Here is a 19,196-nt window from a genome sequence, read left to right as displayed (position 1 = left end):
TCTCGTGCGGTATTTTTATACCACGTACGTCCAGTTCATGAAAATATGCTGACATCCCGTGACCAATCGTCTATATTGCGGCATTGCAACAACGCGGCTTCATATTCATGAAACCGTGCCATCGGTCTCGCGCGTCTGCCGTCCGGCACCCGCGCGAAACGCAGCAGGGAAACAGCAGGGGAATTCATATGGGCTCATTGAAGAAAGCCATGGCGGCGCTCGTTTTCGCGCCCGCCGTGCTCGTCGCCGTCATGTGCGCCGGCATGCACGTCGCCTACGCCGACGATACCGCCGGCCTCGCGTTCGACTCCGTCACGATAGAGGAAGCCGAATCGCATACGCAGGTCGCCGACCTGATGGCGGGCGAAGTTCCCGCGCTTAAAGCCGGTGTCACCTACGCCCTCGATGTGAGCTACAAGGTTCCGTCCGGCCTGCAGTTCTCCCCGACGTATCTCAACGTCCGCCTGGACGACGGCATCTATGTCACGGGCCTTCCCGGCGCGACGTTTACCGAGGGCGATATTTCGAACACGAGCTTCAGCAAGCTCCTGAAGACGCCGACGGGCACGGGAACCTCTCCATACGGGTATCCCGAGGCAGGTTCTGAAAAGAGTCGGAACGGCGATCTCAAATACATGACCAAGAGCGGCCTCGTTCGCGTGGACACCAAGTCCGAAATCCGCTTCCGCATCGACGATGCGTACGAAAATCAGGATGCGTCCCAGGTCATTTCCGATGCCATCAAGGTAAGCTTGAGCACGGACGAAACGTCCGGTGTCGATGCGCATTCCTATCCGATCAATCCCGCTGACGAACTGAAGTACGGCTTCTGGGTTGACCAAGCGACCGAGGTCATTTCCAAGGGCGGCACGACCGGCGCCATCGAGGCGTCCAACTCGGGCAGCGGCGCGTCTCTTACCGAGGCCGGCAGCAAGACCACGGTTCAGCTCATCTATCCGAAAGACGTCGAGCTCGTGGGCCTCGGGGAGACGGCCCTCTACAAGACGAACGGCACGGTCGTGAGCACCGTGGAAGATGGCGACAGCAAAGTCGCCACCATCGAGTGGGACGAGCCCGGCTCGTATTCAGGCGGCCTGACCTTCAAGCCCCATCTGAAAGTCGCTTCCGACAGCACGCGTCCCAACGGCTCGTCTTTCGACGTCACGCTGAAGAACTTCAAGAAGACCATCTGGAACGACGTGCCGAATACCGATAGGACGTCCGGCACGCAGAGCGCGACCATGAAGGTCACGGTCATCGACGGCGCGGTTCCCGAGAAGATCACGACCCATGCGCTCGTCGACTACGCACCCAACTGGGCGCTTAAGAAGTACGACACGTACAATACGCGTCTGGGCGCCTATCTCATCAAGAATGAGCTTGCGTCTCCTACCTTGCCGAAGACCCTCGAGATGACCATCGACGAAGGCAACACGGCCATCATCCGCGGCGTCACCATTCCCTATAAAGAGGGTATGGCCTACGGCGCCATCTCGTGGACCGCATCCGACGGCACGAGCGGCACCGCCGATCCGAGCATTCTGAAGAAGTCCGACGTTTCGGCGCTTATCACCAATACGGCGCTGGGGCTCGATATCAATACATCCATCACGTCCATCAAAGTCGATCTGGGACCCATTCCCGGCGGCTACGACGGCATCAAGCCCATGCAGGACATCCTCGACACCTGGAATCCCTCCAACAAGCATGTGACCGATGAGTACTACGGCTGGAGCTACATCTCCAACGGCGTGTACGGATCCTGGAAGCAGGGGACCGATGCCGACGTGAAGACCACGGTCAAGCTCTACACGACCGGAGACGAGCCGGGGGATGGGGAAGCCATCATCGGCAAGTCGAGCGCGCCCGAGGTGCTCAACGGACAGGGCTCCATCAGCAAGACCCAGATCAACGGCGGCGACTCGTTCACGATCCAAGGCGTCATCAACGATGCCAACTGGGATTGGAATCCTCTGCAGGAGCCTGTCCTCTACGTCATCATGCCCGAGGGATTTTCCTACAGCGATCTGAACGTCACGGAAGGCACGCTTGGCGATCCCGAATTCGTAGGGTCGTTCGACAAGAACGGCACCGAAGTCAAGGTCTGGAAATACCCCATCGACATCGGCGATGGAACGCGCGGCCAGTACCAGCCCGATTTTTCCATCAAGAGCATGAAGCTGAGCATGACGGTCAGCACCGACAAGCTCGCTGCGAAGGGCGTGTACCACATCAACGACTTCGTGGGATTCACCACGAAGGACTTCAAGGACATCGGTGCGGTCATCAAGAGCGAGAAATGGGATCGCAGCAACTGGAACACCGATAAGTACACGGCGCTGTTCGGCGACAAGGTGAACTCCGGCGAGACGATGGTGTCTCTGTCCGAAGGCCGCGGCATCACCGTCGATCAGGCATCCGAAATCGCCGCCGTCTCGACGTTCTCCGTGAAGGACGGACAGACCGGCGACGTGACCGATTTCGCGTACGACTCAGCGAACAAGCCGGCCACCACCGCCGTTCTTCAGAAAGGCGATACCGCTACGGTCCGCATTGCCGTGAGGAACAACGCCGGCGTCGAGGCCTCCTCCACATCTCTGTTCGTTCCGCTGCTGTCCAAAGCCGCAAACCTGGGGGATTCGTTCACGCCCGAAGGATCGACCGAATTGCCGCTCAAGCTTGCGTCGGTTTCGGCCTCGTCCAACTATGCGGTGAAGTACCTCAAGCTGAACGCCGGCAAAACGTATGACGTGAACCACGCTCCGCAGCCCGGCGATTACACCGAGGTCGACGACCCGTCCGAGGCCGATATGCTGCTTCTGGAATCCACCAGGCCCCTTGAGGCCAACGAGGGCGGCTACGTCGCCGTGTCCTACGCGGTGAACGACACGGTAGGTTCCGCCTGCAATGACAAGCGCGACGTGTTCAATACCGTCCTTGACTACGATATCGAAGGCAATCACTCCACATTGACGCTTGCCACCAATGCGGCGACCTTCGCAGGAACCGATGTGCTCCTGACCAAGGTTTGGAACGACGGCAACGATGCGGGCAAACTGCGCCCGACCCCCGATGCCTTCGCGGCCGCGCTCACGCTTACGTCCGACAAGGGCATCGACCTGAGCACCTTCGCGCCGCAGGTCAAGGACAAGGGCGACGGCACGTATGAGGTGTCGTACCGGGGTCTTCCCAAGTACAAGGGGAATGCGGGCAATGTCGTCGCCTACACGCTGACCGAGGGCGACATCGCGCATTACACGACGGATTCCGCGTCTATCCAGGGCAGCGGCACCACGGTGGAAGGAACCATTACCAACACCTATGCTCCTCGGCCGACCACGCATGATCCTGCGGTGGAGAAGAAGATAGAAGGCCCGAAGCCCTCGAGCCCCGACACCTTCTCGTTCGTGCTGAAACGCACCGACGCGTCGTTCCCCATGCCTGCGGGCAGCGACGGCGATACGAAGACGATTACGGTCGAAGGCGCGGGCAGCTCCGAATTCGGCGATATCGAATTCACCCTGCCGGGAACCTATACGTACACGATCACCGAAACGAAGGGTGGCGCCGCCTGCACCTACGACGGATCCTCATATGCGCTGACATACGAAGTGACGGATGACGGCCAAGGCAAGCTTCAGGTGAAACGGTCCATGACGAAGACCGTCGACGGCACGACCACGGTTGTCGATCTGGGCGCCCAGGGCGATGCCGTCGGTGCGGTGTTCACCAACGTGTATCCCAAGCCTGCCGATCCGGGGCATCCGACGAACCCGACGAACCCGGCGAATCCGACGGAGCAGACGAAGCCCCAGAAGCCCTCGGCCTCATCGACGCCTGCCGGCGACTCTGCTGCGATATCCAAGACGTCGGATGCGCCTGCGGCGAAGGCTCTGCCGCGCACGGGCGATGGCACGCTGCCGTACGTCCTCGTGGTTCTTGCGAGCTTGAGCGCAGGTGCCGCCTTGGCCGGAGCGGAAATGAAGCGCCGTATGGCATAGCGCTCCGAGGGGCAGAAAGCGCAATCACCCCGTCTGAGTGAACCGACTCCCATTTTCGTGTCTAAGAAACGGGAGTCGGTTCAGGGATGCGGGGCATATACGTAGAAAGCAGGCCTTCTGGACCTGCTTTCTACGTATGGAGCATGTGCGTTCCGAGCGCATCCCGAGCGGGCTTCAGCCGCTGTGCGCTCGTGCGCGCATCCGGCTATCCCTGCGGATCGTAGGCGTTCGCCTGGGAAGACAGATCGGCGAGCACCTCGGCCGAAAGGCTCCTGCGGGCGAACGGATACACCACGTCGTTTTCTTTCTGAACATGACGCCTGATCAGATGCACGTACTCCATCGACCACGAAAGAAGCTCGAGTTTATGCTCGTCGGTGGGGTCGACGGCGTAGTCCTGGGCGGCCTGCTCGATCTTCGAGGTGGCCATGCGTCCTGCGTCGTGTTCGACCAGCATGCCGTGCTGGATGAGGTTCTCTGCGATGCGGCCGAGGTTGGCCACCATGTAGGAATACAGGACGTCTTCTTCTTTCTTATGGTGCGAAGCGTCCGCATACGCGCGGATGAACCTGACTTTGCGTAGATATGAGGCGAGGTCGAACGCATCGGTCGTCATGAGCGCGAGGCACATGCGCTCGAAGTCGTCCGCCTCTTCCAGGATGCGATCGTGTTCGGCCAGCATCGCGTCGATGATGTCCATGCCGGCGGTGTCGGGCAGGTTCTCGAATTCATCAAGATTCACAGCCATGGCCTATGCCTCCTTGGCGATACGGTAGGAACCATCTCCGGATGCCTCGAGCGCGATGCGTGCGGCGCTCAGGAATCCGGCCGTCCATGCGCGGCGGATCTGCTCGTAGCAGGCGGCTGGATGGGGTTCCAGTCGGATGGTCCAGGAAATGGCTTCAGGAGAGCTGCCGTGCAGGGTGACGAAGCGATCGCACGGCATGCCGTCCAGCCAGTGCGCATCGACGGCCGTCCACGCATCCTGCAGGGATGCGTCGGGCAAGATCGAGCCGCGTCCGTTTGCCGCTCCCAGTTCCTTCACGAATTCCAAAGTCTCTTCCACATGGTCGGGGACGGGTTCGCACGCGCAGGCGAGCGCCGCCTCGGCGTTGCCGACGAGCGCGTTCAGGCTGCCATGGATGTCGGTCACGTCGATATGACCGGTCAAGTCGCCCTCGAGGCGAGGATGCCTCGCATCCAGACGCGCTTCGGCGCCAGCCGTCCAGCCCAGTTCATCGGAAAATGCGGCGATGCGCCGCGCGAGCGCGTCGACCGCCTGGGCCTTTCCGTACATGCGGTAATGGATGGGTCCCAACGTCGCGCTCATGCGTTGCTCCCGTTCAACATGTCCAGCACCTCGGCGGCGTTCATGCCGTGCACCATGCAGGCGTCATCGAGCGATTCGCTCTGCGATGCCGGGCAGCCCACGCAGCCCATGCCGGCGCTTTCGAGGATGGCGATATTTCGGGGATCGCGGCGAATGATTTCGCCGACCAGCATGTCTCCGGTATAGGCGCTGCCGTTCATGAGATACCTCTTTCTTCCTTCTTCCCTGCATCCGCGCCGGGCTGGATGCTTTCGTGCGTCGAGGGCCACTATGGGCCGAAGGTCCTCAGAGGTACGTTGTTAAAACAACAAATGAAGAAATGCCTATGGAGCATGCCGGATCCGGTATGCTCCTACGATTCGAACACCTGGCACAGCCGATCGACGACATCGTCTATCCTGCCCGGGTCGATGGCGGCGTAGTTGACGACGAGCGTGACCTGTCCCGGCATGTCGATATCGCAGATGCTGTAGTCGGTGAAGAACGATATCCGCAGCCCGAGCCGCTCTCCCTTCTGCGTGATGTCCGTTCGCTTGAGGTCGGTTCGCACTCTGAGGAGGAAGTGCGTTCCCGCCGCGTACTCCTCGATCGTCGACCTGCGTGCGAGCGGGCTTTCCCGAAGCGCCTTCAGCAGCGCCTTCCTTTTCTTGCGGTAGAAGTTGCGCATGCGGTTCATATGCCGCTCGAAGGCGCCCGAATCGATGAATTCCGCCAGCGCGAACTGTTCGAAGCTCGATACCGTGCACGAATAGAATCCCTGCTGGTCGCGGTAGGCATCCATCAGTTCGGGCGGAAGCACCATGTAGCCGATGCGCAGCGAAGGCACCATCGTCTTCGAAAACGTGTTGAGGTAGATGACGCGGTCGCGCCCGTCCTCGGCGAAAAGCGGGAGCGTCAACCGCCCTGCATAGCGGAACTCGCTGTCGTAGTCGTCTTCGACGACGTAGCGGCCGGGTTTCTCATAGGCCCAGCGCAGCACGTCCGAACGCGTTGAGGCGGGCATCACGCGTCCCGTGGGGAAGCGATTCGCGGGCGAAACGTACATGAGCCGCGCATCGGTTCCGCGCAGGCGATCCATATCGAGGTCGTCGCCTATGTCGAAGAGGTCGTCGGAAGGTTTCGGGGGCACGATGACGGCGCGCGCATGGAATTTTGAGGCTCCGAGGATGAGCTTCTTGAACCCCGTGCTTTCGATGCCGAAGCCCACATTGTCTCCGAACAGCGCGAAGAGCCTCATGAGCAGGTATTCCGTTCCGGCCCCGATAACGATGCACGCGGGACTCACATGCATGCCGCGGCTCCGATGCAGGTATTCGGCGATGGCATTGCGCAGCTCGGGCAGCCCCGCATACGGAACGGTCTGATAGAGGCGCGTTCCGCCGTCCAGCATCGCCTTGCGCATGCAGCGATTCCAGAGATCGATGGGAAAGCTATCGAGGTTCAGGCGATTGGCGCGGAAGTCCATGACGCAGCCGGGTTCGTCCTCTTCGACGGGAAGCCGTTCGGGCCGGTGCGAGCTGACCGGGGCGATGTCGCGCACGTCCGCCACGAAGTACCCCCGCTTCTCTTGCGCTTGAACGAAGCCTTCGGCAACGAGCTGGCCGTATGCAAGGGCTATGGTATTCACGCCGACGCCCAGGTTCTGCGCGAGCGCACGCTTGGAGGGGAGCTTTTCCCCTGCGGCCAGCGTGCCGGCGATGATGTCGTCGCGGATTCGTTCGTAGAGGAACGCGTAGAGCGATGTGCGCCCGCGTGCGGACAGGTCGTAGGCGATCATGCAACTGGTTCCATTTCTTTTTCAATATCTGGTTCTTTTGATAGCACCATTCTATCCATACACTCCGATTCGTCACCTACGAACAACGGAAGGAATACCGATGACCATGGAACTCAAAGAATCGTATGGACTGTATATCAACGGCGCGTTCGTGCCCGCATCCGACGGAGGCACGTTCCAGACGAAGAATCCTGCGACCGGCGAGGTGCTCGCCACGTGCGCCGATGCCACGCAGGAAGACGTCGATGCCGCGGTTAAGGCGGCGTGGGCCGCGTTTCCCGCATGGAAAGCGGTCGAGCCTATCGAACGCGCGAACATCCTGCTGAAGATCGCCGATGTCATCGACGAGAACGCCGAGCTCCTTGCCCGCGTCGAAACGCTCGACAACGGCAAGCCCATTCGCGAGACGAGCGCCATCGACGTCCCGTTCAGCGCCGATCATTTCCGGTATTTCGCGGGCGTCCTCCGCTCCGAAGAAGGATCGGCCTCTGTGCTCGACGGCGGCTTCCTGAGCCTGATCCTGCGCGAGCCCATCGGCGTCGTCGGGCAGATCGTGCCCTGGAACTTCCCGTTCCTGATGAGCGCTTGGAAGCTCGCGCCCGCGCTCGCAGCCGGCGACTGCGTCGTCATCAAGTCCTCGTCGTCCACGCCTCTTTCGCTGCTCGTGCTGATCGAGCTCATCGGCGATCTGCTTCCCGCAGGCGTCGTAAACGTCATCACCGGGCGCGGCTCGAAGTCGGGACAGTACATGCTCGATCATCGCGGTTTCCGCAAGCTCGCCTTCACCGGCTCCACCGAGGTCGGCCTCTCCGTCGCGAAGGCCGCCGCCAAGAAGCTGATTCCCGCCACGCTCGAGCTCGGCGGCAAGAGCGCGAACATCTTCTTCGACGACTGCGACCTTCAGCAGGCGATCGACGGCCTGCAGCTGGGCATCCTGTTCAACCAGGGCCAGGTATGCTGCGCCGGTTCTCGCGTGTTCGTGCAGGAGGGCATCTACGATCGGTTCGTCGAGGCGGCCGTCGAGCAGTTCGATAAGGTGAGGATCGGCGATCCCCTCGATCCCGAGACGCAGCTCGGCGCTCAGGTCAATGCGGCTCAGGCCAAGAAGGTCAAGGCCTATATCGACATCGCCCGCGAAGAGGGCGCCCAGATCCTGTGCGGCGGCGAGGCCTATACGGAAGGGGAATGCGCGAACGGGACCTTCTTCAAGCCGACGCTCATCGTGGATGCGAACAACGGCATGCGCTGCGCCCGCGAGGAAATCTTCGGGCCGGTCGCGGTGGTCGTGAAGTTCAAGACCGAGGAAGAGGTCATCGCCATGGCGAACGACTCGGATTACGGACTGGGCGGCGGCGTCTGGACCAAGAACATCGATCGTGCGCTGCGCGTGGCCCGCAACGTGGAGACCGGGCGCATGTGGGTGAACACCTACAACCAGATTCCGGCGGGCGCTCCGTTCGGCGGCTATAAGGAATCCGGCATCGGCCGCGAGACGCATAAATCGATCCTCCAGGCGTACACGCAGACCAAGAACATCATGATCAATCTGAACCAGGGGGTCTCCGGGTTCTATCCCGAGAAGTAGGCCCGCTTCTTCCGGACGGTCGCTTCTTATAGAGAGAACAAGGCGCTGCCCCTGCTTCTGCAGAGGGGCGGCGCCTTGTCTGGCTTTTCGTGCGGCGTTCGGACTACTCCCAGGATAGTATCCCGTTGTTGATGTAGATGAACGCGACGATGAGAATGATGATGATAACAATGATGGCTGTGAACTTGTGTTTCATATCTATCGTTCCTGTCGTCTACGAAGCGTTCTTAGGATTTTCCTGCCAATTGAACGAGACAGTGTATTCATCTCCCAATGCTGCGACGAACATGCCGGTTATGTTCTTTTCCGCATTGACGCGAGCCTCTTTGAGCAGACCGTCGTCGATAGCTTCTTTTCGGCTCATTTCGATGCATTTCTTTTGGAATGCATCGACATCTTCTACGTGGATGGGATTAAGGATGTTGTTATGCTCTTCGAGTATTCCCATTTTCTCCCGGTCCGGTGTATTCGAGACAATATAGGGAAGCGGTAGTGTAACGGTGATATTTTTGCCGTCAGAATCAAATGCGGCCTTGTCGAGATCGACGCCGGCCTGTATCGTTCCGGCAAATCGATACCAGAAGCTGTTTTCCGTGAAGGGAACTTTAATGGACCCGAGGATTTCATTTTCGTCGCTCACTTTATCGACTATTTGATATCGCTGCGATGCCGTGATCATCGTATTCTGCTGGATGATTCGCTCGAAGACCGCAGAAGCCTCGAGATCTTGACTTTCTTCATCCACGTTGTGGGCATTGAAGAGCAGAATTCCCGTTGCTCCAAGAGCAAGACCGACAATCAGGCTCGTCGCTATCAATTTGATTTTCGAGAAAACGCCGAATCCCGAGGCGTTATTCGATCCTTCGTTTTTCACGACGTCGTCTCTCCCCTTTATTTCATACAGATTCTGCGCTGCAGTAATTTCAATGCAGTCAGCATACTCTACTCTACGGGCGCAACGTTTGCACGGATGGCGCCGGTTTTCCTAGAGCGCCAGCATCCGGGAGAGCAGGGGCTTGTCGTAGGTCATGACGTTCTGCTTCATGACCGCGTTGCGGGCGATCAGCAGGCAGTCCACGTAGTCGAGCAGGCTCGACCCGAACAGGCGCGTCGCGTATTCCACGATGGGCGCTTCGATCAGGGTGATGTCGTTCATAAGGGTGATCAGGGCGTATCCGATCTGTGAACGGGGAACGCCGTAGACGTCGCGCAGGATGATGGCCACGCGTGCGTAGATTTCGGGATATGTGTACGCTTCGCCCGTCGCTATGGCCTCGCACGCGCGGTGGTATCCGCGCTTATTGTCGGCAAGCAGGTAGCGCAGGATGATGCTCTCATCGATTAAAAGTTTCATGCTTCGCCCCCAATGACCTGATCCATGATTCGCGTTCCGCCTCGCGATCGATGTCGCTTCCGTATGCCTTGAGGATGCCTTGCGCTTCCATGCCTCCCTTTCCTGCGCTATAGGTCGGTCGGAAGGGGAGGCCGTGCTGCTTGATGGATTCGGCTATGAAAATGCGGATCGCCTCCGACAGGCTTGTGCCCAGATTCTTGAAAATTTTTTCGGCCTCTTCCTTTTGATCCGCATCGATTCTGACGTGGACGACCGAATCCCGACTCATGCGCATCCTCCTTCGATCGGTTTTTCCGAAACGGCGATACTTTATTTCTTCCAAAAATGCAAACAACAAGGTGAAAACGGTATGTTTTTCAAGATTGTATCACGAATATGATACGTACTACACATCTTCAAATACAACGCATTCTGTAAGAAATAAACACGAACGTGATACATTATATCATCTTAAGAATAATATATTGTCAATATACCTCGAAAAATGCCTGCAAATACCGCTTTGACAAAAACCCGTAATGGGTAGATATTCATAAATGGTTCACTTCGTGTAAAAGTCCTTTTCACTATATGAAAGGTCTTTAGGGACATATCAAATATGAATAAATCAAGGAGGTGAAGGAAGAAAACGCAATCGAAACGCCCCTTCAAGAGGTGGAAGAAAGCTACACGAAGACTAAATTGGGGGAAAAGATGAGCAGCAAATGTGTTGTTGCGGATCCAAGGCTATGCATCGGTTGCAAGACCTGCATGGCGGCCTGCATCGAGAAGCACGACGTAACGGGGGACGCTGCTGTTCCGCGACTGAATCTGGTCGAAACCATCCGGGTGTCTGCACCCATCGCCTGTCATCACTGCGTGGACGCGCCCTGCGTCAACGCCTGTCCTCAGGGCGCGCTGTACTACGACGGCGATCGCGTCGCGGTGAGCATGGAACGCTGCATCGGCTGCCGCAGCTGCGTCATGGCATGCCCGTATGGCGCATGCGACGTGGTTTCGCGTCTCGAGCCGGTCATGTTCGGCGATCTGATTCTCGCGGACAAGACGGTCGCGAAGGTCATCAAATGCGATCTGTGCGCCGACGAGCCCGAAGGCCCGCGGTGCGTGAGGGCATGCCCGACCAACGGCCTGCGTCTCGTCGATCAGGACGATTTGAAGGATATGGCTCTCAAACGCCGCCGCGTTGCCGCAGAGTCGTACGAGTCCATGATGGACTCCACCGTGTACGCGCTCGTTTAAAAGGGGGAATACCATGGAAAAGCATATGGCCGTATGTCCATATTGCGGAGCCGGCTGCAAGCTCAACCTTCTGGTCGAAAACGGCCGGGTCGTTGGCGCCGAAGGCCTTAACGGCGTCACCAATGAAGGCGAGCTGTGCCTCAAGGGCATGAGCGGATACGACTTCATCAACGACACCAAGATCCTGACGCCCCGCATCCTGCACCCGATGATCCGTCGCCGCAAGGGCGCCGAGCTCGAGCGCGTGAGCTGGGACGAAGCACTCGATTTCACCGCCAAGCACCTTATGGAGATCAAGGCCAAGTACGGTCCCGATTCCATCATGCTGACGGGCTCTTCACGCGGTCCGGGCAACGAAGCCAACTACGTGATGCAGAAGTTCACCCGTGCATGCGTGGGCACCAATAACATCGACAACTGCGCGCGCACCTGCCATGGCCCCTCGGTCATCGGCCTGATCGATGCCGTTGGCTCCGGCGCCATGAGCGTCTCGATTCCCAATATGGAAAACGCCGACTGCGTCTTCCTGTTCGGCTACAACCCCAGTGCCTCCCATCCCATCGTCGCCCGCCGCATCGTCAAGGCGAAGGAGAAGGGCGCCAAGATCATCGTCGCCGACCCGCGCCTCATCGAGACCGCCCGCATCGCCGACATCTACATGCCGATCAAGAACGGCTGCAATCTTGCCTTCATGAACGCCTTCGCGAACGTCATCATCAACGAGGGCTTGGAAGACCGCGACTTCATCGAAGCCCATACCGTGGGATACGACGAATGGTGGGAAACCATCAAGAAGTACACGCCGGAATCCGTTCAGGACATCACGGGCATCGACCCCGAGACCTTCCGCAAGGCCGTCCGCATGTACGCCACCTCCCCGAACTCCATCATCGGCTGGGGCATGGGCGTCACCCAGCAGCGCCAGGGCGTCAAGACCGTCCATCAGATCGCCGCCGTCGCCTGCATCGCCAACCAGATCGGCCGCGATGCCGCCGGCCTCGCCCCCGTCCGTGGCCAGAACAACGTTCAGGGCAGCTGCGACATGGGCATGTGGCCCACGCTCTATCCGGGCTACCAGAAGGTCGACGATCCTGCGATCCGCGCCAAGTTCGCCAAGTCCTGGGGCGTTCCCGAGGAGAAGCTCTCCCTCGAGCCCGGCTTCAAGCTGACCGATCTGCCCCACGGCGTGAAGGAAGGCAAGATCCACGCGTTCTACAACTTCGGCGAAGATCCGCTGCAGACCGAGCCCGATTCCGCCGACATGAAGGAAACCCTGCAGAACTGCGACTTCGTGATCAGCCAGGACATCTTCATGACGCAGACCACGGCATACGCCGACGTCGTCTTCCCCGGCACCTCCTGGGGCGAGCACGACGGCGTCTTCAGCGCCTCCGACCGTACGTTCCAGCGCTTCACGGCCGCCGTTCCTCCGAAGGGCGAGTGCAAGCACGATTGGCAGATCTTCAGCGAGCTCTCCACGCGCATGGGCTATCCGATGCACTACGAGAACACCAAGGAGATCTGGGACGAAGTCCGCGAGAACTGCCCGTCGTTCTACGGTGCGACCTACGAGAAGATGGAAGGCGTGGGGCACGCGCAGTGGCCTATCCCGACGCTGGAGTGCCCGGGCACCCCGACCCTGTTCAAGGGCGGCAAGTTCAACAAGCCCGACGGCAAGGCCCGCCTGATCGCCGCCGACTTCGTGGTTCCCACCGAGCTGCCTGACGACGAGTATCCGCTGGTTCTCTGCACCGTTCGCGAGGTCGGTCACTACAGCTGCCGTTCCATGACGGGCAACTGCAAGGTCCTCTCGCTTCTCGCCGACGAGCCCGGCTTCGTCAACATCAACCCGGCAGACGCCGAGGCCCGCGGCATCGCGCAGGACGATCTCGTGTTCGTGAAGTCCCGCCGCGGCAAGGTCATCACCCGCGCCAACCTCAACGAGCGCATCAACAAGGGTGCCGTCTACATGACCTACCAGTGGTGGATCGGCAAGTGCAACCAGCTCACGATGCACGTGACCGACCCGCTGTCCGGCACGCCCGAGGACAAGCACAGCGCATGCCAGGTCGAGCAGATCGAAGACCAGGTCTGGGCCGAGCGCTATGCGCAGAAGCTCTACACGGACATGAAGGACTGGCTGGCGGGCGAGGCCTCCGCGCAGGACGTCGCCCCTACCGAAGCGCTGGTCTGATCCGATCCGGGACGGTAACGACATAAAGAGGAACGACATGAATGGCTACATCGTTATAAATACATATCGATGCATAGGCTGTGGAACGTGTCAGGCTGCTTGCAGCGAAGGCCATCAGAAGGCCGGGCTGCAAGCGGCCCCCCGTCTGGCTCTGGTCATGACGAGGGATGTGTCGGCGGCGGTCACCTGCCATCATTGCGACGGGGCTCCCTGCATGCAGGTGTGCCCCGTCAGGGCAATCACCAACGAGAACGGTTCGATCCACATCAACGAGCAGACGTGCGTCGGGTGCAAGATGTGCGCCGTCGTCTGCCCGTTCGGTGCGATCCATCCTTCGGGCACCTCTCTCGCGGGCGTTGCCGGCATGAAGTACGACACGCCCACCTTCCCCTCTTCCCGCGGCGAGATGCTGCAATGGGAGGAAGGCATCACCACCAGGGCCGTCAAGTGCGACCTATGCTCCTTCGATCCCGAAGGTCCTCATTGCGTCAAGGCATGCGCGACCAACGCTCTGAGCTACGTCGACGAGGCTGCGGTCACGTCCACGTTGCGCCTGGAGCGCGCCGTCGCCGCGGAAGCGAGCGACCAGTACGCGCATGACTTCACGAGGATGGGGGCTCAAAGATGAGTATGACAATCCTGCTCGCCTCGATCGCGGTCTCCGTCATCGGCGGCTTCCTTGCCCTGTTCCTGGGCAAGAGCGCCCATGCGGCCAAGGTCGTCGCGTGCCTGTTCGGCATGGGTTCGGCGCTGCTCGCCGTCCTCGCCGGCTTCCAAGGCGTTATCGGCCAGGGGGCGTGTCTGTCCGTCGCGACGCCGTTCTCCTTCGCCGACTTCACCCTGCTGCTCAATCCGATCGCCGGCCTTCTGCTGGCGATCATCAACGTCCTCGCGTTCGCGGCGTTCCTGTACGGCCTTTCCTACTTCGACGAGTACAAGGAAAACGGCCTGGGGGCCATGGGCCTGTTCATGAACCTCTTCATCGCGTCCATGAACGTGCTGGTGGTCGCCGATAACGCGTTCTGGTTCCTGGTCTTCTTCGAGCTCATGTCGTTGACCTCGTATTTCCTGGTCGTCGTCGAGCAGAAGAAGCAGTCCATCAAGGGCGGCTTCATGTACCTGGTCATGGCGCATGTAGGCTTCCTGATGATCATGATTTCGTATTTCATCATGGCGTCCCAGACCGGCAGCTTCGAGTTCGCCGCCTATCGCGTCCACGATTTCGGCCCTGCTCTCGGGTCCCTCGCGTTCGTGCTGGCGTTCTTCGGCTTCGGCTGCAAGGCCGGCATGGTGCCCTTCCATTCCTGGCTGCCCCAGGCGCATCCTGCGGCGCCTTCCAACGTGTCCGCGCTCATGTCCGGCGGCATGATCAAGATCGGCGTCTTCGGCATCATCAAGGTCGGGCTCGACCTGCTGTCCGGCACCGACTGCATGCTGTGGTGGGGCCTGCTGGTCCTCGTCGTCGGCGCCGTCTCCTCGGTGCTCGGCGTCGTCTACGCGCTGGGCGAGCATGACATCAAGAAGCTTCTGGCCTACCACTCCGTCGAGAACATCGGCATCATCCTGCTGGGCGTCGGCCTCGCCTTCGTCGGCGTCGCGATGGACCAGCCCGCGCTTGCCGGCCTCGCGCTTCTGGCGGGCATCTACCACATGCTCAACCACGCGATGTTCAAGGGCCTGCTCTTCCTGGGCGCCGGCTCCGTGCTGTATGCCACGGGCACGCGCAACATGGAGAAGATGGGCGGGCTTATCCACGCCATGCCCGTCACGGCCATGTGCTTCCTTATCGGCAGCCTGGCCATCTCGGCCATTCCGCCGCTGAACGGCTTCGTGTCCGAATGGTTCACCTATCAGGCCATGTTCAGCGCGGCCTTCATGGGCGGAACCATGATCAAGGCCTTCGCCGCCTTCGCGGCCGTGGCGCTCGCCGTCACCGGCGCGCTTGCCGTGACCTGCTTCGTCAAGGCCTACGGCGTCACGTTCCTGGGCGTCGGCCGTTCTGACGCGGCGCTTAAGGCCAAGGAAGTTCCCGCCTCCATGACGGCTTCCATGGTCATCCTATCCATCGTCTGCATCTTCCTCGGTCTGGGCGCACCTCTCTGCGCGCCCGTGCTCGAGGGCGTCGCGGCATCCGTTCTCGGCGGAAGCGCCGTCGCGGTCGCGAGCGGCGCTGCGGTCACCAACGGCATCACCGACAGCGTCATTTCCACGCCGCTGGTCGCCGTTCTTCTGATCGCGGCCGTGTTCGTGGCCTTGGGGATCCGCTCGATGTTCGCGAAGGGCGGCTCTTCGGTCCGTCGCGATCCCTGGGCCTGCGGATATAAATCCGAAGGTGACATGCCGGTCATCGCGACCACATTCGCGTCCGAGGTCAAGTGGGTCATGGGTCCGCTGTATGCTGCGCGCGACGCGCTCGTGGGCACGTCCCCGAAGTTCGTCAAGGCGTTCGAATCGCTCGTCGGCGGAGCCAAGGTTGCGGAAACGGTGGGCGATAAGCGCCTCGTCGATCCCGTCGCCGCATTCGTCGACCGCATCGCGAAGCTCTCGCAGCGCATCGAGGCCGGCGACTCCCGCCTCTATATCGTCTACATCGTCGTCGCTCTGGTGGCTCTGCTCATCGCGACCGTCGCTTTGATGGGAGGTGCCGCATAATGAGTATCGTCGTTGCGATCCTCCAGGCGTTGCTCCTGATGCTCCTTGCGCCTTTGACCTCTGGTATCGGTCGTTGGCTGCGCGCGAAGATCCATACGCGCAAGGGCCCTTCGATCTTCCAGGACTACTACGATATCATCAAGCTGTTCAAGCGTGACGACGTCCGCACCGAAAGCTCGACGTTCGTATCGCGCTACATGCCCGTCCTGTACGTCGGCGTCTGCTTCGTGCTCGCCATGGGCATGCCCATGGCGACCCGCGCCTGTCCGATCCCGGTGCTGGGCGACATCATCCTGATCATCTACCTGCTCGCCCTGCCGCGCTTCTTCTTCGGCCTGGCCGGCGTCGACCGTTCGGGCAACTACGCCTCGATCGGCGGCATCCGCGAGCTCATCGTGGGTATCCTGGTGGAGCCTTCCATGATGCTGGCGCTGTTCGCCACCGCCATGATCCTCGGCACCACCAATGTGGGCACCATGGGAGAGATGATCGGATCTCTGCAGGTCGCATCTCCCGTCGGCGTGACCGTCGCGGGCGTCGCGTTCGCCGTCGCCTGCTACATCGAACTCGGCAAGCTTCCGTACGACGTGGCGGAAGCCGAGCAGGAGCTGCAGGAAGGACCTCTTTCCGAGTACTCCGGCCCGTCTCTGGGCATGATCAAGGTCGCCATGACCATGAAGCAGATCCTCGTGGTCAGTTGGTTCCTCGCGATTTTCCTGCCGTTCGGCAGCGCCGTCGAGATGACGGTGCCGGCCATGGCTCTCGGCCTGGTCGTGTACCTGGTCAAGATGGCCGTCGTGTTCCTCGTGATCCTCGTCGTGGAAAACCTCGTCGCACGTGTCCGCTTCAAGTTCATGGGCAAGCAGACCTGGGCCGTCGTCGGCATCGCCGTCCTGGCCTTCGTCTTCTGCGCCCTCGGAATCTAAGGGAGGTGCTTGAGAATGGTATGTAATCTCGCCATGCTGGCAATCGCCTCCATACTCGTGCCCTTCGTCGCCTCGCTTGCCATCGTCGTGTGCCCGAGGCCTGCGGCGAAGGCCATCTGCATCGCGGCCGCCGGCATCTCCACGCTGTGCGCGATCATGACCTGGATCGGTCTCGGCGCGTCGGGCGCGGATAGCGCGCATGTCACGCTTGCCGTCATCGGCGGCATCGAGATCATGGGGCTCACCATCGACAAGGTCAGCGTCATGCTTGCGACCGCGTTCGTGAGCATCGGCCTGCTTATCTCGATCTACTCGGTCGGCTACCTGAACGAGGGCAACCGCGAGCATCCCGATAAACCCCGCCGCCGCTTCTATGCGTTCTTCACCGTGTTCATCGGTGCCATGGCTGGCCTGGTCTTCAGCTCGACGCTGATCGGCCAGCTGATGTTCTTCGAGATCACCGGTGCATGCTCTTGGGCCCTGATCGGCTACTACGACACGCCGACCGCGCGCAAGTCCGCCATGAAGGCGCTCATCCTGACCCATATCGGCTCTCTGGGCCTGTACGTGGCGACCGGCGCGCTCTTCCTGCAGACCGGATCGTTCTCGGTCGTCGACATCGCTCAGCTGGGCGAAGGGTGGAAGACCTTCATCCTGCTCGGCGTCATCTTCGCCGCCTGGGCGAAGTCGGCGCAGCTGCCGTTCTACATGTGGCTGCCCTCCGCCATGGAGGCGCCGACGCCCGTGTCCGCCTATCTCCATGGCGCATCCATGGTCAAGGTCGGCGTCGCGGTGCTGGCCCGCGAGCTCATGAGCGCGGGCGCCATCCCCGAGGCCGTGGGTTGGGTCATCGTCATCGGTGCGATCATCACCTGCATCTTCAGCTTCATCATGTACCTGCCTCAGACCGACATGAAGCGCCTGCTGGCCTTCTCGACCATCAGCCAGCTGTCGTACATCTTCCTGGCGTTCGGCTTCTACGCGTTCGGCAGCGGCATCGCCCTCGAGGGCGGCATCGCCCACATCTTCAACCACGCCTTCGCGAAGACCCTGTTCTTCCTGACGGCAGGCGCGTTCAGCTACACGCTGGGCACCCGCATGCTTCCGCAGCTGCGCGGCGTGCTCAAGAAGCAGCCGCTGCTCGGCGTCGCGTTCGCGTTCGCCGCGCTGGCCATCGCGGGCGTCCCGCCCATGAACGGCTTCTTCAGCAAGACGCTCATCTTCGCCGGCGGCTTCATCACCGCTGCGAACAGCGGGCATCCTGCGCTGATGGTCATCGTGGTCATCGCCCTGCTCGAGACCGTGGGCTGCTTCGCCTGGTTCCTCAAGTGGATCGGCTCCGTGCTCTTCGGCGAGCCTTCCGAGACCGTCGCCGCCGCCCAGCCCGTGCCTCGGGCCATGGTGGTCGCCTTCGTCGTTCTGTTGGTCATGACCGTCTGCTCCAGCTTCATCGCTGCGGCGTGGCTTGGTTAGGAGGGGGAACATGGACGGATTTACCATAGTGAACATCCTCGGCGCGTTCCTCATCATCACGTCGCTCGTGATCGTGCTGGAAAAGGCGCCTCGCAAGGCGGCATACGGCTACATCGTTCAGTCCCTGGTCCTTATCGGCTGCTTCCTGGCCCTCGCCGTCACGACGGGGTCGGTCGAGCTGTACGAATGGTCCGTGACGGCCTTCGTCACGAAGGTCGTCGTGGTGCCGAGCGTCATCATCTTCCTCTCGCGGAAGATCGCCGATGCAGGGTCCGAACTCGAGCCGAAGCTCACGGCAACCAAGGCGATCGTGCTGGTCGCCGTCGAGGTCGCCATCTGCTTCATCGCGGTCCAGAATATCGACCTTCCGGCGGCCGTCGAGGTCAAGCCCGCGCTGGCCATTTCGCTTGCGCACTTCTTCATCGGTCTGACCTGCATCATCACGCAACGTAACGTCGTGAAGCAGATCTTCGGCTACTGCCTTATGGAGAACGGCTCGCACCTGACGCTCGCCCTGCTTGCGTCCAATGCGCCGGCGCTCGTCGAGATCGGCGTCGCCACCGACGCGTTCTTCGCGGTGATTATCCTTTCGGTCCTGGCATACCGCCTGTACGGCGTCGCCCACACGGTGAACGCCGACGACCTGACTGAATTGAAAGGTTAGG

Annotated in this window: 16 protein-coding genes and 1 pseudogene; 10 read left to right on the top strand and 7 right to left on the bottom strand. The window is 60.7% G+C overall.

Annotated elements, in window-relative coordinates:
- The first annotated feature begins 188 nt into the window (after positions 1-188).
- A complete protein-coding gene (locus tag HMPREF0762_RS04505) occupies positions 189-4,001 on the top strand; it encodes a Spy0128 family protein (RefSeq protein ID WP_006362290.1) in 3,813 nt (1,270 codons plus the stop codon).
- Positions 4,002-4,206: 205 nt separating this feature from the next.
- Here the strand turns inward: HMPREF0762_RS04505 and HMPREF0762_RS04500 are convergent, their stop codons facing one another.
- The 4 genes from HMPREF0762_RS04500 to pdxR all read right to left on the bottom strand — a co-directional run bounded on the left by HMPREF0762_RS04500 (position 4,207) and on the right by pdxR (position 7,108).
- A complete protein-coding gene (locus HMPREF0762_RS04500; RefSeq protein ID WP_006362288.1) occupies positions 4,207-4,749 on the bottom strand; it encodes a hemerythrin domain-containing protein in 543 nt (180 codons plus the stop codon).
- Positions 4,750-4,752: 3 nt separating this feature from the next.
- Positions 4,753-5,331: a hypothetical protein gene (locus tag HMPREF0762_RS04495; protein ID WP_006362287.1), complete on the bottom strand. Its 579-nt coding sequence runs from the start codon at positions 5,329-5,331 to the stop codon at positions 4,753-4,755.
- Positions 5,328-5,531 (bottom strand): DUF1858 domain-containing protein, encoded by a 204-nt coding sequence (locus tag HMPREF0762_RS04490; RefSeq protein WP_006362286.1) that lies wholly within the window; start codon positions 5,529-5,531, stop codon positions 5,328-5,330. The genes HMPREF0762_RS04495 and HMPREF0762_RS04490 overlap by 4 nt, the downstream gene beginning before the upstream one ends.
- Positions 5,532-5,683: 152 nt before the next feature.
- Positions 5,684-7,108, bottom strand: a complete 1,425-nt coding sequence (gene pdxR, locus HMPREF0762_RS04485; RefSeq protein WP_006362285.1) for a MocR-like pyridoxine biosynthesis transcription factor PdxR — start codon at positions 7,106-7,108, stop codon at positions 5,684-5,686.
- Between the two features lie 100 nt (positions 7,109-7,208).
- On the opposite strand from pdxR, the gene HMPREF0762_RS04480 reads away from it, so the two are divergent.
- On the top strand, positions 7,209-8,693 hold the full coding sequence (locus HMPREF0762_RS04480; protein ID WP_006362284.1) for an aldehyde dehydrogenase family protein: 1,485 nt from the start codon (positions 7,209-7,211) through the stop codon (positions 8,691-8,693).
- Positions 8,694-8,907: 214 nt separating this feature from the next.
- Here the strand turns inward: HMPREF0762_RS04480 and HMPREF0762_RS04475 are convergent, their stop codons facing one another.
- The 3 genes from HMPREF0762_RS04475 to HMPREF0762_RS04465 form a co-directional block, all read right to left on the bottom strand.
- Positions 8,908-9,567, bottom strand: coding sequence for a DUF4230 domain-containing protein (locus tag HMPREF0762_RS04475; protein WP_006362283.1), 660 nt, complete (start codon positions 9,565-9,567; stop codon positions 8,908-8,910).
- A gap of 111 nt (positions 9,568-9,678) precedes the next feature.
- Positions 9,679-10,047, bottom strand: a complete 369-nt coding sequence (locus tag HMPREF0762_RS04470) for a PIN domain-containing protein (protein WP_006362282.1) — start codon at positions 10,045-10,047, stop codon at positions 9,679-9,681.
- A complete protein-coding gene (locus tag HMPREF0762_RS04465; RefSeq protein ID WP_009077170.1) occupies positions 10,028-10,315 on the bottom strand; it encodes a type II toxin-antitoxin system RelB/DinJ family antitoxin in 288 nt (95 codons plus the stop codon). Before HMPREF0762_RS04465 ends, HMPREF0762_RS04470 begins: the two co-directional genes overlap by 20 nt.
- 347 nt (positions 10,316-10,662) lie before the next feature.
- On the opposite strand from HMPREF0762_RS04465, the gene HMPREF0762_RS04460 reads away from it, so the two are divergent.
- From HMPREF0762_RS04460 to hyfE, 8 genes and pseudogenes are all read left to right on the top strand, one after another.
- Complete coding sequence (locus HMPREF0762_RS04460; protein ID WP_006362279.1) at positions 10,663-11,286, top strand: 4Fe-4S dicluster domain-containing protein; 624 nt, start codon at positions 10,663-10,665, stop codon at positions 11,284-11,286.
- 13 nt (positions 11,287-11,299) lie between these two features.
- Positions 11,300-13,480: a formate dehydrogenase subunit alpha gene (fdhF, locus tag HMPREF0762_RS04455; RefSeq protein WP_006362278.1), complete on the top strand. Its 2,181-nt coding sequence runs from the start codon at positions 11,300-11,302 to the stop codon at positions 13,478-13,480.
- A gap of 37 nt (positions 13,481-13,517) precedes the next feature.
- Positions 13,518-13,583 (top strand): annotated as a pseudogene (locus HMPREF0762_RS09480) (4Fe-4S binding protein); the annotation flags it as partial.
- A gap of 54 nt (positions 13,584-13,637) precedes the next feature.
- The gene (locus HMPREF0762_RS04450; RefSeq protein ID WP_115314213.1) at positions 13,638-14,108 is read left to right on the top strand and encodes a 4Fe-4S dicluster domain-containing protein; all 471 of its coding nucleotides are present in this window, start codon (positions 13,638-13,640) and stop codon (positions 14,106-14,108) included.
- Positions 14,105-16,132 (top strand): hydrogenase 4 subunit B, encoded by a 2,028-nt coding sequence (gene hyfB, locus HMPREF0762_RS04445; RefSeq protein ID WP_006362276.1) that lies wholly within the window; start codon positions 14,105-14,107, stop codon positions 16,130-16,132. The genes HMPREF0762_RS04450 and hyfB overlap by 4 nt, the downstream gene beginning before the upstream one ends.
- Positions 16,132-17,058, top strand: a complete 927-nt coding sequence (locus tag HMPREF0762_RS04440) for a respiratory chain complex I subunit 1 family protein (RefSeq protein ID WP_006362275.1) — start codon at positions 16,132-16,134, stop codon at positions 17,056-17,058. The genes hyfB and HMPREF0762_RS04440 overlap by 1 nt, the downstream gene beginning before the upstream one ends.
- 15 nt (positions 17,059-17,073) lie before the next feature.
- Entirely contained in the window at positions 17,074-18,531 is a 1,458-nt protein-coding gene (locus tag HMPREF0762_RS04435) for a hydrogenase 4 subunit D (RefSeq protein ID WP_040619023.1), read from the top strand.
- A gap of 10 nt (positions 18,532-18,541) precedes the next feature.
- A complete protein-coding gene (gene hyfE / locus HMPREF0762_RS04430; protein WP_006362272.1) occupies positions 18,542-19,195 on the top strand; it encodes a hydrogenase 4 membrane subunit in 654 nt (217 codons plus the stop codon).
- Position 19,196: the final 1 nt, after the last annotated feature.

Source organism: Slackia exigua ATCC 700122 (assembly GCF_000162875.1).
Taxonomy (GTDB): Bacteria; Actinomycetota; Coriobacteriia; order Coriobacteriales; family Eggerthellaceae; genus Slackia; species Slackia exigua.
This window is presented reverse-complemented; position numbering and strand designations above follow the sequence as displayed.

Bases quoted from the DNA above. Each gene is read 5' to 3' on its own strand.
- HMPREF0762_RS04505 (WP_006362290.1), top strand. From the start codon at position 189: ATGGGCTCATTGAAGAAAGCCATGGCGGCGCTCGTTTTCGCGCCCGCC.
- HMPREF0762_RS04500 (WP_006362288.1), bottom strand. From the start codon at position 4,749: ATGGCTGTGAATCTTGATGAATTCGAGAACCTGCCCGACACCGCCGGC.
- HMPREF0762_RS04495 (WP_006362287.1), bottom strand. From the start codon at position 5,331: ATGAGCGCGACGTTGGGACCCATCCATTACCGCATGTACGGAAAGGCC.
- HMPREF0762_RS04490 (WP_006362286.1), bottom strand. From the start codon at position 5,531: ATGAACGGCAGCGCCTATACCGGAGACATGCTGGTCGGCGAAATCATT.
- pdxR (WP_006362285.1), bottom strand. From the start codon at position 7,108: ATGATCGCCTACGACCTGTCCGCACGCGGGCGCACATCGCTCTACGCG.
- HMPREF0762_RS04480 (WP_006362284.1), top strand. From the start codon at position 7,209: ATGACCATGGAACTCAAAGAATCGTATGGACTGTATATCAACGGCGCG.
- HMPREF0762_RS04470 (WP_006362282.1), bottom strand. From the start codon at position 10,047: ATGAAACTTTTAATCGATGAGAGCATCATCCTGCGCTACCTGCTTGCC.
- HMPREF0762_RS04465 (WP_009077170.1), bottom strand. From the start codon at position 10,315: ATGAGTCGGGATTCGGTCGTCCACGTCAGAATCGATGCGGATCAAAAG.
- fdhF (WP_006362278.1), top strand. From the start codon at position 11,300: ATGGAAAAGCATATGGCCGTATGTCCATATTGCGGAGCCGGCTGCAAG.
- HMPREF0762_RS04450 (WP_115314213.1), top strand. From the start codon at position 13,638: ATGACGAGGGATGTGTCGGCGGCGGTCACCTGCCATCATTGCGACGGG.
- hyfB (WP_006362276.1), top strand. From the start codon at position 14,105: ATGAGTATGACAATCCTGCTCGCCTCGATCGCGGTCTCCGTCATCGGC.
- HMPREF0762_RS04440 (WP_006362275.1), top strand. From the start codon at position 16,132: ATGAGTATCGTCGTTGCGATCCTCCAGGCGTTGCTCCTGATGCTCCTT.
- HMPREF0762_RS04435 (WP_040619023.1), top strand. From the start codon at position 17,074: ATGGTATGTAATCTCGCCATGCTGGCAATCGCCTCCATACTCGTGCCC.
- hyfE (WP_006362272.1), top strand. From the start codon at position 18,542: ATGGACGGATTTACCATAGTGAACATCCTCGGCGCGTTCCTCATCATC.